This window comes from Aliinostoc maniaoense, assembly GCF_058172895.1.
Genome location: NZ_CP187952.1, coordinates 6,119,029 through 6,133,301 on the forward strand (window position 1 = coordinate 6,119,029; position 14,273 = coordinate 6,133,301).

The 14,273-nt window shown below is 39.3% G+C and carries 13 protein-coding genes; 6 read left to right on the forward strand and 7 right to left on the reverse strand.

Going from position 1 to position 14,273, the window contains the following annotated elements; all coding sequences use genetic code 11:
- Nucleotides 1–59: 59 nt before the first annotated feature.
- Together crtE and folD are read right to left on the reverse strand one after the other, a co-directional pair.
- Entirely contained in the window at nucleotides 60–989 is a 930-nt protein-coding gene (gene crtE, locus ACPZ3T_RS26815; protein WP_490272471.1) for a geranylgeranyl diphosphate synthase CrtE, read from the reverse strand.
- A gap of 147 nt (nucleotides 990–1,136) precedes the next feature.
- A complete protein-coding gene (gene folD, locus ACPZ3T_RS26820; RefSeq protein WP_490272472.1) occupies nucleotides 1,137–2,036 on the reverse strand; it encodes a bifunctional methylenetetrahydrofolate dehydrogenase/methenyltetrahydrofolate cyclohydrolase FolD in 900 nt (299 codons plus the stop codon).
- A 434-nt stretch (nucleotides 2,037–2,470) separates the two neighbouring features.
- On the opposite strand from folD, the gene ACPZ3T_RS26825 reads away from it, so the two are divergent.
- From ACPZ3T_RS26825 to ACPZ3T_RS26840, 4 genes are all read left to right on the forward strand, one after another.
- The gene (locus ACPZ3T_RS26825) at nucleotides 2,471–2,854 is read left to right on the forward strand and encodes a hypothetical protein (RefSeq protein ID WP_490272473.1); all 384 of its coding nucleotides are present in this window, start codon (nucleotides 2,471–2,473) and stop codon (nucleotides 2,852–2,854) included.
- Between the two features lie 33 nt (nucleotides 2,855–2,887).
- On the forward strand, nucleotides 2,888–3,313 hold the full coding sequence (locus ACPZ3T_RS26830; protein WP_490272474.1) for an NUDIX hydrolase: 426 nt from the start codon (nucleotides 2,888–2,890) through the stop codon (nucleotides 3,311–3,313).
- Between the two features lie 227 nt (nucleotides 3,314–3,540).
- Nucleotides 3,541–4,641 carry an AI-2E family transporter gene (locus ACPZ3T_RS26835; RefSeq protein WP_490272475.1) on the forward strand — a complete coding sequence of 367 codons (1,101 nt, stop codon included), beginning with the start codon at nucleotides 3,541–3,543 and terminating at the stop codon, nucleotides 4,639–4,641.
- Between the two features lie 277 nt (nucleotides 4,642–4,918).
- The gene (locus ACPZ3T_RS26840) at nucleotides 4,919–6,145 is read left to right on the forward strand and encodes a flavin monoamine oxidase family protein (RefSeq protein WP_490272476.1); all 1,227 of its coding nucleotides are present in this window, start codon (nucleotides 4,919–4,921) and stop codon (nucleotides 6,143–6,145) included.
- Nucleotides 6,146–6,313: 168 nt separating this feature from the next.
- Here ACPZ3T_RS26840 and psaB read toward each other — a convergent pair whose 3' ends face one another.
- Together psaB and ACPZ3T_RS26850 are read right to left on the reverse strand one after the other, a co-directional pair.
- Nucleotides 6,314–8,542, reverse strand: coding sequence for a photosystem I core protein PsaB (psaB, locus tag ACPZ3T_RS26845; protein ID WP_490272477.1), 2,229 nt, complete (start codon nucleotides 8,540–8,542; stop codon nucleotides 6,314–6,316).
- Between the two features lie 386 nt (nucleotides 8,543–8,928).
- The gene (locus tag ACPZ3T_RS26850; protein ID WP_490272478.1) at nucleotides 8,929–9,087 is read right to left on the reverse strand and encodes a hypothetical protein; all 159 of its coding nucleotides are present in this window, start codon (nucleotides 9,085–9,087) and stop codon (nucleotides 8,929–8,931) included.
- 454 nt (nucleotides 9,088–9,541) lie between these two features.
- On the opposite strand from ACPZ3T_RS26850, the gene ndhI reads away from it, so the two are divergent.
- Entirely contained in the window at nucleotides 9,542–10,120 is a 579-nt protein-coding gene (gene ndhI / locus ACPZ3T_RS26855) for an NAD(P)H-quinone oxidoreductase subunit I (protein WP_490272479.1), read from the forward strand.
- Nucleotides 10,121–10,124: 4 nt separating this feature from the next.
- Nucleotides 10,125–10,739 (forward strand): DUF4142 domain-containing protein, encoded by a 615-nt coding sequence (locus tag ACPZ3T_RS26860; protein ID WP_490272480.1) that lies wholly within the window; start codon nucleotides 10,125–10,127, stop codon nucleotides 10,737–10,739.
- Nucleotides 10,740–10,845: 106 nt separating this feature from the next.
- Here ACPZ3T_RS26860 and ACPZ3T_RS26865 read toward each other — a convergent pair whose 3' ends face one another.
- From ACPZ3T_RS26865 to ACPZ3T_RS26875, 3 genes are read right to left on the reverse strand one after another with little or no spacing between them, the layout of a single operon-like run.
- On the reverse strand, nucleotides 10,846–11,589 hold the full coding sequence (locus ACPZ3T_RS26865; protein WP_490272481.1) for a creatininase family protein: 744 nt from the start codon (nucleotides 11,587–11,589) through the stop codon (nucleotides 10,846–10,848).
- Between the two features lie 15 nt (nucleotides 11,590–11,604).
- Nucleotides 11,605–12,735: a mechanosensitive ion channel family protein gene (locus ACPZ3T_RS26870; protein ID WP_490272482.1), complete on the reverse strand. Its 1,131-nt coding sequence runs from the start codon at nucleotides 12,733–12,735 to the stop codon at nucleotides 11,605–11,607.
- Between the two features lie 5 nt (nucleotides 12,736–12,740).
- A complete protein-coding gene (locus ACPZ3T_RS26875; protein ID WP_490272483.1) occupies nucleotides 12,741–13,838 on the reverse strand; it encodes a mechanosensitive ion channel family protein in 1,098 nt (365 codons plus the stop codon).
- Nucleotides 13,839–14,273 lie beyond the last annotated feature (435 nt).

Sequence of the window (14,273 nt, forward strand, 5' to 3'; positions counted from 1 at the left end):
ACTCAGGTTTATGTAAATGGGTTTTGAAAATTAATTTGGCATTTTCCCCAGCTGTGAATCTAATGATTACGGCTGGTGATAAATTGGGCAAGTGCTTTTAATGGCTGTGCCAATTCCCCAAATGGTTCTAGTTCTTGACAGGCTGACTCAATTAGTTCTTCGGCTTTAGCACGGGACTTTTCCAGACCCCAGAGACTAGGATAGGTAACTTTTTGTGCTACAAGGTCTTTACCTGCGGTTTTGCCCAATTGCTCTTGGGTAGCGGTGATATCCAGAATATCATCAATAATTTGAAATGCTAGTCCAATGTTTTGGGAATAGCGTGAGAGTCTTTGGACATCTTCAGATGATGCACCAGCTAAAATACCGCCACAGACAACACAGGCTTCTAAAAGGGCTGCTGTTTTATGGTTATGGATGTAGTTGAGGGTTTCTAGGGAAATATCTGATTTGCCCTCTGATTGTAAATCAACGACTTGACCACCCACTAAACCAGCCGCACCTAATGCCTTTCCTAGTCGAGCAATTACCTGCAATACCCTATCCCTAGCTACACTTTCAGGTGTGCGGGTAGCGACTAATTCAAAAGCGTAAGCCAATAAGCCATCGCCAGCTAAAATTGCAATGTCATCACCATAAACTTTATGATTTGTCAGCCTACCACGACGGTAATCGTCATTATCCATTGCTGGCAGGTCATCATGAATCAATGACATAGTGTGAATCATTTCTACTGCACAAGCTGTAGGCATGGCCATTTCAATTGTACCGCCCATCATTTCACAGGTAGCTAGGCAGAGAATGGGACGTAGACGCTTACCTCCAGCTAATAGCGAGTAGCGCATTGATTCATAAATTGTTTCTGGATAAATGACAGGAAGACACTCATCTAGTGCAGCTTCACAAAGTTGTTTGCGCTCTTGTAGATAAGCTGCAAGGTTAAATGAGGCTTTTTCTGGCATCTTCTGAAGGTTATCAGCTGCTACCATCCTTAGATTTCCTTAAATTTTTGACTTGTGGCTATTTGTCATACACGTCACAATTTTAAGATGCTCTGGAGTCAAAAGATTAACTGATATTTCATCATTAATGAAAGATGAATGATAAATGATAAGTTATGTTACATTTCATGTTTTTCATTTATCAGTTAAAACTCCCTTCTCCTTTGCGGTTTTTAAATAGCTGGCAAATGTATTTTCTAACAACAGAGCTACCGTCATTGGCCCAACACCGCCAGGAACTGGGGTGATATATGCCGCGACGTTAGCGGTTGCTGCAAATTCAACATCGCCAACTAAGCGACTTTTGCCACTACCATCAGTAACGCGATTTATCCCCACATCTACCACAATAGAGCCTGGTTTCACCATGTCAGCAGTAATTAATCTAGGAATGCCTGCGGCGACAACGAGAATATCAGCGTTTCTAGTGATACTAGTAATGTCTTGCGATCGCGAATGGGCAACAGTAACAGTAGCATCAGCTGCTAACAGCATCAAGGCCATTGGTTTACCAACTAAAATACTGCGTCCGATAACTACGGCGTGTTTTCCGGCTAAAGGAATGTCATATTCTGCTAATAACCGCATGACTCCGGCTGGTGTGCAACTGCGTAAGCCAGCTTCTTCCCGCACCAGTCGCCCTAAATTAACGGGATGCAATCCATCAACATCTTTATCTGGGGCAATTTGATGCAGTAATTTGACAGAATCTAAATGCTCTGGTAAAGGTAACTGTACAAGAATCCCATCGACTTGTTCGTCTTGATTGAGTGTAGCAATGACATCTTCTAATTGCTCTTGGGTGGTTTCTTTGGAAAAGTGTTTACCAAAAGAAGCGATACCTACCTTAGCGCAGGATTTTTCTTTGTTACGGACATAAGCAGCCGAAGCCGGGTTATCACCAACCATCAACACTGCTAAACCAGGAGGACGGCCAATTTTGGTTTGCAATTGTTGAATCTGGGAAGCTAATTCAGCCTGAATTTTTTCAGCTAAAGCTTTACCATCTAAAGTTTTGGCAGTTTTTGTTTCCATGACAATTCCTAAATTTCAATATAAAACGTAAGTGTTAATAGTCAATGGTTAATAGTCATTAGTCAACAGTTACAATAACCATGCTTGTAGATTATTATCGGGTTGCTACCCAATTGTCTATCTTCTCATACTGGGGGTTGGAGATTGGAGACTGGGGAGACACGGGGGAGAAGGGAACACCAAAAAATAAATTATCTGAAATTAATGCTTGTTTCTTAATTAACGCCGTGTGCAACTTTCTCTAAAACCTAACCCCCAACCCCTTCCCTACATAGCTTGCTTCTCCGAAGGAGTGGGAAGGGGAGCAAGATTCAAAGTAGAGACGTTGCATGCAACGTCTCTACAGTTGCTGTTCGGAGGTACTCTACGAGAAGAGCTTCGCTCTATGGAGATGGGTTTCAAAAATAAGTTGCACATCGCGTTAATTAGGAATTATGAATTACTTTAGGGTATCAGGGTGTAGTCGATTAGGAATTGGAATAGGCTTAATATTAGCTGTCGGACTTTGTAGCTGTGCGCCTGTGAATATATCTGAAAATACAATCAGCTTTGGTAGCAATGTGACGGCGATTGAGAAAATTAAAGCTAAACCTAATAAAGAAGGTACTGTTTATGTCCAAGGTAAGGTAGAAAGAAAAGTTCCCTTGTTAAACAGTCGGGCATATTTAATTAATGATGCTACTGACAAAATTTGGTTGGTGACGAATCAAAGCAATTTTCAAGAGGGGGAGTCAGTAGTAATGAAGGGTAGATTACTATACGAAAGTATTCCGATCGCTAACCAAGAATTTGGGGAGGTTTATCTGGAAGAGAAGTAATAATATTTACATAATATTGTAGAAAGCACAGTGATGAATAACGAAAAAGTTCATGTAGCGATCGCCATTCTCTACCAAGAGAATAAATTTTTGATGCAACTGCGGGATAATATCCCCGATATTCCCTACCCTGGACACTGGGCGTTGTTTGGTGGTCATATTGAGCCAGGAGAAACCCCAGAGGAAGCCGTACAGCGAGAAATTTTAGAAGAAATTGGTTATAGTCTCCCGTCTTTTGTGGAATTTGGTTGTTATCCCGATGATAGAGTAATGCGTCATGTCTTCCATGCGCCCTTGTTATTGCAATTTCATCAATTGGTGTTAAACGAAGGCTGGGATATGGCACTATTAACACCACAAGATATTCGTAAAGGTAAATTTTATTCTCAAAACGCTGGCGAAGTCCGACCTTTAGGATCAGTAGCACAGCAAATTTTATTAGATTTTATCAGTAAATAGGCATTGGGAATGGGGCATTGGGAATGGGGCATTGGGAATGGGGCATTGGGCAGAAAAATTCAAAATTCAAAATTCAAAATTCAAGAGTTTTACTCCCCCTGTCCCTTGTCTCCCTTGTCTACCTTGTCTACCTTGTCTCCCTTGTCTCCCTGCTCCCTGCCCCCCTGCTCCCTAATCCTCATCTAACAGGCAAAATAGAATCATAGTGCGCGTGGAGTCACCACTAAATGCAATCAATAAACACATTGCCACGATGGTTAACTGTCGGACTGGGTTTTCCTATTGCTATTCTCAACGGTTGGCTATTACTTCAGGTTGTCCACTATTTTCAACCTTTGGTGAGCGTTCTGGCATCGGCTATCCTGTTGGCTTTTGTTTTAGACTATCCCATCCAATTTTTTCAAAGGCGTGGAGTGCAACGTAACTTGGCGATTGTTGGGGTGTTATTGTTAGCGGTGGTGATTTTAGTAGGGTTAGGTCTAACTTTACTGCCACTGATTATTCAACAGCTCAACGAATTGGTGAATATTTTGCCTCATTGGATTGATTCTGGGGTTCAACAGCTGGATGTTTTCCAAAATTGGATAGCAACCCAAACTTTACCGGTGAATTTGAGCAGTTTAGCTACACAAATTTTAGAGCGATTTTCTAACCAATTGCAGGCTGTGACTGGTAAGATAGTCGGTTTGGCTTTTGATACTATTGGGGTTGTGGTGAATGTACTGCTGGCGGTAGTGCTAACTATTTATATGGTATTAAATGGCGATCGCTTGTGGGATGGTATTTATCAGTGGTTTCCTGCTCACATCGGCTCGAAAGTCCGCCAAATACTCCGGGAAGATTTCCATAATTATTTTATCGGTCAAGCTACATTAGGTGCTGTCCTAGCTGTCACGGTAACTTTAGCGTTTGTAGCGTTGCGTGTTCCTTTAGCCCTACTTTTTGGCATTGGTATTGGCTTTTTCTCCCTATTTCCCTTTGGTACAGGGATCGGAATTACTATTGTCAGTTTATTAGTGGCTTTAGAAAACTTCTGGTTAGGATTTGAAGTTTTAGGGGTAGCCGTGGCTATCGACCAAATCAATTCTAATTTTGTTGCACCGCGAATTTTGGGTAATTTGACTGGTTTAAATCCTGTTTGGGTAGTAGTTTCTTTACTAATAGGCGCAAAATTAGGCGGGGTTTTAGGTTTACTAGTTGCTATCCCTACAGCTAGTTTTATTAAAGATATCACCGATTCTTGGCGGGCTGGAGAATTTAAACAGATAGATAATGCAACATCAGACTCAGCCAAGGTAGAAGGTGAAGTAGTAGTCACCCATAGTTAATTCAATTTGTAGTGGCGTGACAAGGCTTAATTTTGAATAAATAATTGGTCATGGTTGATCAAGCCCCGTTAGGGCGGGGTGTGGGATTTCTAGCTAAGTATTCAAAAATTTACCCTCCATACTCCCCACACTCCCTACACCCTTGTTCATCGCTATTTGGTCGAGCAAACAGGTGATTGAGGTAGAGATTGTTAAGTATTTAGTTGATTAATCAAAAATTTAACAATGGTGGCAGTATTTAAGATAAGCTGTCTTTTTTTAGACTATTTTTGCCTCTATGTTCAATTTAAATCGTCGTCAGTTCCTCTGGCGGAGTAGTCTTGCGATCGCTGCAACTGTCACCTACGATCATGTACAAGCCCAAAAACCCCCATCCCCCGGTGCTTTACCCAAGGGATTCCCCCATCGCAAGGTGGTGATTATTGGTGCAGGTATTTCCGGTTTAGTGGCGGCGTATGAATTAACAGCAGTTGGTCATGATGTGACTATTTTAGAAGCAAGAAACCGTGTCGGGGGTAGAGTATTAACTGTGCGAGATGTCTTTCAAGGAAAGGATGTACTAGAACTGGGAGCAGCTAGAATCCCATCAGATCATCATTTAACCCTTGGTTACATTAAACATTTTGGTTTAAGACTTTCACAGTTTGCACCGACAACGGGTAGATATATGACAATAAGGGATGGCAAACTGCTATTAATACCAGCAAAAGCACTGTTTCAAAATCAAACTCAAATCCGTGCCGAAGAAATTCAAAAAATTACAGATGGATTTGATTTACTTCCTCAAGCATTTGCCCAAGGATTAACCAAAAAAATTAAACTAAATGATCCTGTTGTTCGGATTGTACAAACATCTAATGGTGTGGAAGTATCTTGCTTATCAGGACAACAATATATTGGTGATTGTGTATTGTGTACTGTCCCATTAACTGTTTTAAATCAGATTGTGTTTTCCCCTGAACTATCTCCAGCCAAAAAACAGGCGGCAACAGGAGGATATAATTATCGACCAGCAACCCGTTGCTTTGTGCAATTTCCTGAGCGTTTCTGGGAAAAAGACAACTTAAATGGGTGGGGTTTTTTTGAGGATGAAGAACTGTGGCATCCTAATTGGGATAAACGCGAAAAAACAGGTATTCTTCATGCTTATCTCAAAGGAGAAAAAGCTTTGAAGATGGATCTTTTGCAAGGAGAAAATCAGCAGAGGCAATTACTGCAAGATTGGGAGAAGATTCTACCTGGTGTTAGTAATTATTCTGTACAATCATACTTTCATTCATGGACAAAAGATATTTGGTCAAGAGGAGGTTGGGCTTATCCAACCAAAGAACAAGAGCAGGAACTCTTTTCAGAATTGGGGAAATCTGAAGGCAAGATTTATTTTGCAGGAGATCATACTTCTAAAACGAGAGGTTGGGTGCAAGGGGCATTAGAATCAGGAATTAATGCTGCTAAACAAATTCACACAATAAAATCCCCCTCTAATGGCAATAAAGGGGGATGATGGCAAAATGGTCAGAGGAAATTGAAAACTTGGCGTTGCTGATTAATTGGGATGGTTTATGTTTCGCGCAAAGGCGCAAAGGCGCAAAAAATTGGTAGTTTACTTTGCTAAAAAAGCTTCATTCATTCCGTATTTATGCAACGCCGAAAACTTTATTGCGAATTGGTTTTATCCGAATTTACCGGCAGTTGAAGCTATGAGGAAAGCTGCATAAGTCAACACATAGCCAACGGTGAAATGTGCTAAACCAACTAACCAACCTTGGACAATAGATAAAGCTACAGGTTTATCTTTCCAACGTACTAAGTTGGCTAATGGTGTGCGTTCGTGCGCCCAAACTAGGGTTTCTATTAATTCTTGCCAGTAACCACGCCAGCTAATTAAGAACATGAAACCGGTTGCCCAAACTAGGTGTCCAAAGAGGAACATCCACGCCCACACAGAGAGGTTATTTGTACCGTAGGGGTTATAGCCGTTGATTAACTGTGCAGAGTTCGCCCAGAGATAATCACGAAACCAACCCATGAGGTATGTTGAACTTTCGTTAAATTGGGCTATATTACCTTGCCAAACGCCTAAATGCTTCCAATGCCAGTAAAACGTCACCCAGCCTAAGAGGTTCAGCATCCAGAAAAAGGCGAGGAAAAAGGTTTGTTGCCAAGAGGCACTTTGACAACTACCGCCACGGCCAGGGCCATCACAGGGGAAGGTAAAGCCGAAGTCTTTTTTATCGGGGAACAGCTTACTACCACGGGCATCTAATGCACCTTTCACACAGATTAGTGTAGTGGTATGTAGACCAAGTGCGATCGCATGATGAACCAAAAAATCACCAGGGCCAATAGTCAAGAACAGGGAGTTAGTCCCAGAGTTAATTGCATCTAACCACCCTGGTAGCCACACATTAGCATGATTGGGATAGGCTGTAAAAGCAATACTATCTGGATTAGATAATAAAGCATCCATGCCATACAGCAATTTACCGTGAGCAGCTTGGATAAATTGAGCAAATACCGGCTCAATCAAAATCTGCTTTTCTGGTGTGCCAAAGGCAACTACTACATCATTGTGAACGTATAACCCCAGTGTATGGAAACCTAAGAATAACGACACCCAACTTAAGTGAGAGATAATCGCTTCCTTATGTTTGAGAACTCGATCTAGTACGTTACCTTGATTTTGTTCAGGGTCGTAGTCCCTCACCCAGAATATGCCGGCGTGGGCAAAAGCCCCAACCATTAAGAACCCAGCAATATATTGATGATGGGTGTATAACGCTGCTTGGGTGGTGTAGTCCTTGGCTATAAAGGCGTAAGGTGGTAGAGAGTACATATGCTGCGCCACCAAGGAAGCGGCTGTTCCCAAAGCTGCCAGGTGAATACTCAACTGAAAGTGTAGGGAGTTGTTGTAGGTGTCATACAGTCCTTGGTGGGGTAAGTTAAACTGCCCTTCAGTGCGGATACCAAAGAAATTTTTGGCATTGAGCATTTCTTTGATACTGTGACCGATACCAAAGTTAGTGCGGTACATATGACCGGCGATAATGAAAATAACTGCGATCGCTAAATGGTGATGTGCCATATCAGTCAACCACAGAGATTCTGTCTGGGGATGAAAACCACCCAAAAACGTCAAAATCGCTGTTCCCGCACCTTGAGAAGTGCCAAAGATATGTCCAGTTGTATCCGCATTTTGAGCATACACAGCCCAATTACCACTCCAAAACGGTGCTAAACCTGCGGGGTGAGGTAAAGTTGTCAGGAAATTATTCCAACCAACATGAACCCCACGAGATTCAGGAATGGCAACGTGAACCAAATGGCCAGCCCAAGCCAAAGAACTCACACCAAATAAACCCGCCAAGTGGTGATTCAAACGAGGTTCAGCACTCTTGAACCAAGTCAAACTCGGACGGAAATTGGGCTGTAAGTGCAACCAACCAGCAAACAAAAATACTGCTGCTAATAATAAAAGGAACACCGAACCAATGTACAAATCATTATTAGTTCGCATCCCAATGGTGTACCACCAATGATAAACACCAGAGTAAGCAATGTTCACTGGGTAGTCAACACCACCTTGGGTAAAAGCTGCTACGGCTGGTTTACCAAAATGGGGATCCCAAATCGCATGAGCGATGGGACGAATATGTAAAGGATCTTTAATCCACTGCTCAAAATTACCTTGCCAAGCTACGTGAAACAACAAGCTAGAAGCCCACAGGAAAATTATCGCTACATGACCAAAATGAGTAGCGAAGATTTTTTGATATAAATTTTCCTCTGTCATGCCGTCATGGCTCTCAAAGTCGTTACCTTGAGCCATTGCATACCAGATGCGCCGCGTAGTTGGATCTTGAGCAAGATCCTGGCTAAATTTAGGATATTTTACTGCCATGTATTTTGATCACATCCTTTTTCGCTCAACTAATTTGCTATTGCTAATCAGCTAGCAATTCTTGACGATTTTGATAGAAAAGATGGGAGTGATAGAGATAAATCGGCGATTTTTAGTTAATTACATTCTCAAGCAATTTGATGGATTCGTCTCTATAAAAGTAATAAACAAATTAACTACTACTAGTTACATCACACTAAAGAATGAGATTGGAATTAATTCGTAATTCGTAATTCGTAATTTGTAACTACGCTGTGTACCGCTATCCTCTAAGAAGTAGGGTGTGTGACGCTGCGAAAGTATTTTAACGTAGCCATCAGACTTATAGCGTCACGCACCAAGCATCAATTTTGACACTTGCGTAAGTTCTGTTAATTATTGAATTTTTAAGGATTGATGATGCCGTAGTAAATAGCGGCTACAAATACAATTACTGAAACTCCTAAAATTAAACTACTTCGCACCAGTAAAGTAAATCTGTCTTGTGTTGGTGGAATAATTGATTTATTAGCAATATTCTGCTGATTCACCTTATTTTTTGGCATCTATATAAAAATCTTGTTCAATATTTACACTAGTTGGCTCTGATGATTCTATAGACTTTAATCCAATACAGTTCAGTTAAGAAAATAGTTTGTAGTGAGGACTTTAGTCCTCATCTAAGGACTGAAGTCCTTACTACGAACTTTTCCTTACTTCACAAACCCCAGATTTTAGCCCTAACTGAACCGTATTGGACTTTAATCACCCTTTGACTTTAATCACCCTTTTGCAGCCAGTATATTGCTATATATTCAAAAAAGATTGACTTATTACATCATTCTTGAGAACTACCTTACTGTGATTTTCACATCAGCTAAAGAAATACTCCGTATAAAGTCAATTTGTAGTTAACATTACCTGAAATTTATCAACTAAATCCCTTCATTAGACAGAGGGTAAAGTTAATAAAAGTGATTACTGTTGCTAATCAAAGGGTTAGCCAAGAGTAAGTGAGTTATGTTTAAATTTCTCCAGCAAATTAATGATTATGTCCAAACATCTTTGCAATCTGGTCGATATATAGGGCAAGGACTCTCAGTAACATTTGATCACATGAATCGCCGTCCGATTACTGTGCAGTATCCCTATGAAAAACTGATTCCCTCGGAGCGTTTCCGGGGCAGAATCCATTTTGAATTTGATAAGTGTATTTCTTGTGAAGTATGTGTAAGGGTGTGTCCAATTAATCTCCCTGTAGTAGATTGGGAGTTCGATCAAGCTACTAAAAAGAAAAAACTTAATCACTACAGTATTGATTTTGGAGTGTGTATTTTCTGCGGTAACTGTGTAGAATACTGCCCGACTAATTGTATATCATTTACTGAAGAATATGAGCTTTCTACATACGATCGCCATCAATTGAATATGGATAATGTGGCGATGGGAAGATTACCTTACAAAGTTACTAATGACCCAATGGTTACACCACTTAGAGAATTAGTGTACTTACCCAAAGGAGTATTTAATCCCCACGGTGTTCCTGATGATGCTCATCGTCCAGGTTTATTACCATCGGAAATTTTAGAACAAGATTAAAAAAATGAAAGTATTACAAATAAAAGTTACCAAACAGTTAACCAATCTGATCAAAACTGTAGGATTGAGTGCAGCGATCGCAGTTGTTGGTTATTCACAAATTAACTCACCAGCTATTGCTAAAATCATCAGCCAAAATCCTCCTACTAAACAGCAAACCCAAATCACTCAACTTGAGAGGGTATACGTAACAGAAGCGGCTCAAACTGGGATGGCAGAACTAGCAATGGCAAAATTAGCTTTAGAAAAGTCTCAGAATGATAAAGTTAAACAATATGCCCAGCAAATGATCAAAGAACATACACCTGTAAATCAAGAATTGCAGCAGTTGGCCACCCAAAAAGGAATAACTTTACCAACTGATATGGGGATGAAATATCAAGCTTTAGTTACGCAACTATCAAAATTATCTGGTACAGATTTTGATCAAGCATACATCAATGAAGCTGGTATTAATACTCACATGGAAGGTTTAATTCTCAATAGTCGTCTGTTACAGTTGGGTGAAGATAAGGAGTTAAAAGCCTTTGCTGCTAAAAATATACCGCTAATAGAAAGCCATTTGCAATTGCTTGAGAAACTTTTTGCTGCACCAAATAAAGTAAACCTTAAATTTTAGGGTGTGTTATACCAATTCTCTATCAAGTTGAGCCAAATAAATGATGTAGAGACGTTGCATGCAACGTCTCTACAGTACAGAATTTTTCAAATTCGTCGAACTCACGTTAACTGTTAAGAAAGTCTAAATATCCTTGACTAAGTTCTTTGACAGCTAAATCATAAAACTGTTTACCATGTTCTGGTGTCGCTAAAGCAGGATTAGAACCCATGCGTCCATCTGGGTAACGTAATCTAAAATCTGTGGCACTATAAATTTTATGTCCAGATGCCACTTCTGGGGATAAATATGCTTGCTTAATTGCCTCTGGATAGATGTATTGGGTAACAGCTACTTCGCTAGGGGTAGCATGAGAACCTTCTTGATCAGAATACAATTCTTTTGCAAGTTTATATACAGAACTGCACATAAACCAATTAGCAACTTGACACTGTACTTGTGCTGCATTGTGGAGTTGCAAATCTTCTAAATAAGCGTAAGTTTCAGAAAATGCAGCCTTGAGGGTGGCGATATTACCACCGTGTCCATTAATAAAATAAAACTTAGTAAAACCAGCTTTAGCTAGACTAGTTACATAGTCGCGCACTACTTGAATTAAAGTGCTAGGACGCAGACTCATAGAACCAGGAAAAGCTATGTGATGTAATGCCATCCCTACATTGATTGTAGGGGCAACGATCGCCTGTGTCACCTCTCCCACACCACGGGCGATCGCTTCTGCACAAATTGCATCAGTACCAATTAAACCCGTAGGGCCATGTTGTTCTGTTGAACCAATGGGAACAATAATTCCTGTGGATGTTTGTAAGTAAGTTTCTACTTCTTGCCAAGTGCTTAAATGTAGTAACATTTTTATTTAAAATCCTCAAATAGTCACAGGTGATTCTACATAAATTGTTGGTTCTTGCATGGTAAACTCAATTCCATGATTGACTAATTTTTTAGATATTTTGTCATTGGCTAATTCTAAAAGACGCTTACGCAATTGTAAGGAGTTATCGCTAGAACCCAAAATAAAAAATGTTACTCTGGTACGAGTAATTTCCTGGCTGGAATTGTGATTTAAAAAAGTAATGCTAGTACTTCCTGGGTCAATGCCAAACAAGGCATTAGTACTTTCTACAATTACCTGCTGTACTAAAGCTTGTTCTTGTTCTACTAACAGATGTAAAAAATCTAGATAAAGTAAAACCATCACTTTTTTACCGCGAGTAATATTTTCTATTTCTAAATTAGCCAAAATCGAATTAGGAATAATAAATAAGGTACTTTTGGCGGCTGTACGAATTTTAGTAGAACGAATGCCAATTGATTCCACTCTGCCAAACAAACCTTCGGGAATTTGTGCTGATTTTTGCAACCGGATATATTCCCCAGGCACAAAAGGTCTATCTAAATATAACACTATTGTTCCTAGTAATTGTTCAAGGGTTTTTTGCGCCGCAAAAGCTACGGCTAAACCCCCAATTCCTAAACCAGTTAATAACCCAATTAAATTGAATTGTTGACTTTGGGCAAATGCCAATACAGCAATAAATCCGATAATGACATTGGCTAGAGTTTCAAATACTAAAAGTAATTCGTCTACTTCTCTGCCAAACTTGCGGACTAATTCAATGCCATACACACGAATAAATTGCCGAAATAAACTAGATGCTAGCCACGCTAAACTAATAATCACGGCTAAATCTACAATAGGTGACAAAAATCTATAAACTGATGTATATTCTTCAATCCATGATAAAGATAAGGAAATCAGAATTAATGTACCGGCAATTTTAAATGAATTGCTAATTGGTTCAATTAAATTATTGTAAATACTGGCAAATTGCTGGGGTGCAAAACGTTGAATGGCAATTCTCACAAAGCTAGGGGTATAACGTCCTATTAGCCATGATAAGAGAATAAAAAATAGAAATATGCCAAACTTAGTTAAAGCATATATTGTAGTGTCCCGTTGTAGAAACTGGAGAATGAAATTAGAAAGTTCTGTCATCTTGTCTAGATTGTAATTGGTGAGTCTACATAAATTGTTGGTTCTTCTATCTCGAAGGCAATACCATATTCTTTTAAATATTGAGTGATGCTTTGAGTAGCTAAATCTAAGAGTTGACGACGTAATTCCATTGAGACATCACCAGAGCCTAAAATGAAAAAAGTAATTTGTGCTTGTGTGATTTCTGTATCTTTCAAATGATTAATATTTTTAAAAGTGATTTCTGTGTTGCGGGAGTCAATACCAAAAATATCATTGGTACTGGCAAGAATTACTTGACGAATTAAGGCTCTTTCTTCACTGTTAATAACCCGAAAGAACTTTAAATACAAAATAGACATGACTTTTTTAGCACCAGTGAAGTTTTCAATATTCACTTGTGTTAAAGAACTGTTAGGAACTATCACTAATGTTCCTTTGCCAGAGGTTCTAATGCGGGTAGACCTTAAGCCAATAGATTCTACTCTACCAAAAGTTCCATCAGGTAAACCAATATAATCATCAATTACAAAAGGTCTATCAAGATAGAGAACAATTCCCCCTAGAATTTGCTCTAAGGTTTTTTGAGCAGCAAAGGCTACTGCTAAACCACCAATTCCTAAACTAGCTAGTAAACCAAAAATATTAATTTGATGTGTTTGAGCATAAACAAAAATAGCTACAAAGACAATAATCAGATTAGCTAACCATTTAAAAAGGATTAGTAATTCACTACTGACTTTTTGTCCACTCTTAAAAGCTGCGTTTAATAAGTAGAAATCAAAGAAATTTTTAAATAATTGTGCTGCTAACCAACTAGTAGCGATCGCTAATATTAAACTATTGATGATTTCAAAGGTATTAGTAACCTGATTTTTGGGTAATATTACTGTCAGAGCCTCAATTATACCAATGATACTCACAACAGTTACTAAACTCTCATTGGGCTTGATTAACTTCTGATAAATATCGCTTAGTTGTAGACGAGATAAATTATCCCAGAATGACTTAATCTTTCCTATAAATAAACCGCCAACTAAAAATATGCAACATCCTAATACTAAACCGAATAAACCAATTTTCAGGTCTGCACTGGTCAGAGTTTCTGGTAAATAAGTTAGCATTTATCTCAAAAATTACACAAATTACTACTAGGCAAATCTCTCAGTTATTTGCCATAAAATGACAAACTATCTCTAATAATTAGAGGCTAATCATGATTTACACTGCATTGTACAACAGTCAGTTCACCCATTTAGGTACTCACAAACAAAAAACCACCAGCAAATAGTGCTACTGACTCTGTCTCTAGCTATTATCCTTTTTATGTAGGCAAGGCAAAAAGCAGTGTGGATTTTCTTCCCCCTTTATCGCCGTTGTGTGACGCTGTTAGAGTATTTCAACGTATTGACAAGACTTGTAACGTCACGCACCAAGCATTGATTGTGACACTTATGTAAGTCCTATCTTATACATGGGGCAATTTTCTGCATATTCTTTTTCCCTGATACATATTTATATTAGCACCTAGTACCAAGTGATTTGGTGCGTTACGGCTT

Coding starts and splice junctions, on each gene's coding strand:
- folD (WP_490272472.1), bottom strand. CDS start 2,036: ATGGAAACAAAAACTGCCAAAACTTTAGATGGTAAAGCTTTAGCTGAA.
- ACPZ3T_RS26860 (WP_490272480.1), top strand. CDS start 10,125: ATGAAAGTATTACAAATAAAAGTTACCAAACAGTTAACCAATCTGATC.
- psaB (WP_490272477.1), bottom strand. CDS start 8,542: ATGGCAGTAAAATATCCTAAATTTAGCCAGGATCTTGCTCAAGATCCA.
- ACPZ3T_RS26825 (WP_490272473.1), top strand. CDS start 2,471: ATGAATTACTTTAGGGTATCAGGGTGTAGTCGATTAGGAATTGGAATA.
- ACPZ3T_RS26875 (WP_490272483.1), bottom strand. CDS start 13,838: ATGCTAACTTATTTACCAGAAACTCTGACCAGTGCAGACCTGAAAATT.
- ACPZ3T_RS26840 (WP_490272476.1), top strand. CDS start 4,919: ATGTTCAATTTAAATCGTCGTCAGTTCCTCTGGCGGAGTAGTCTTGCG.
- crtE (WP_490272471.1), bottom strand. CDS start 989: ATGGTAGCAGCTGATAACCTTCAGAAGATGCCAGAAAAAGCCTCATTT.
- ACPZ3T_RS26865 (WP_490272481.1), bottom strand. CDS start 11,589: ATGTTACTACATTTAAGCACTTGGCAAGAAGTAGAAACTTACTTACAA.
- ACPZ3T_RS26835 (WP_490272475.1), top strand. CDS start 3,541: ATGCAATCAATAAACACATTGCCACGATGGTTAACTGTCGGACTGGGT.
- ACPZ3T_RS26850 (WP_490272478.1), bottom strand. CDS start 9,087: ATGCCAAAAAATAAGGTGAATCAGCAGAATATTGCTAATAAATCAATT.
- ACPZ3T_RS26870 (WP_490272482.1), bottom strand. CDS start 12,735: ATGACAGAACTTTCTAATTTCATTCTCCAGTTTCTACAACGGGACACT.
- ndhI (WP_490272479.1), top strand. CDS start 9,542: ATGTTTAAATTTCTCCAGCAAATTAATGATTATGTCCAAACATCTTTG.
- ACPZ3T_RS26830 (WP_490272474.1), top strand. CDS start 2,888: ATGAATAACGAAAAAGTTCATGTAGCGATCGCCATTCTCTACCAAGAG.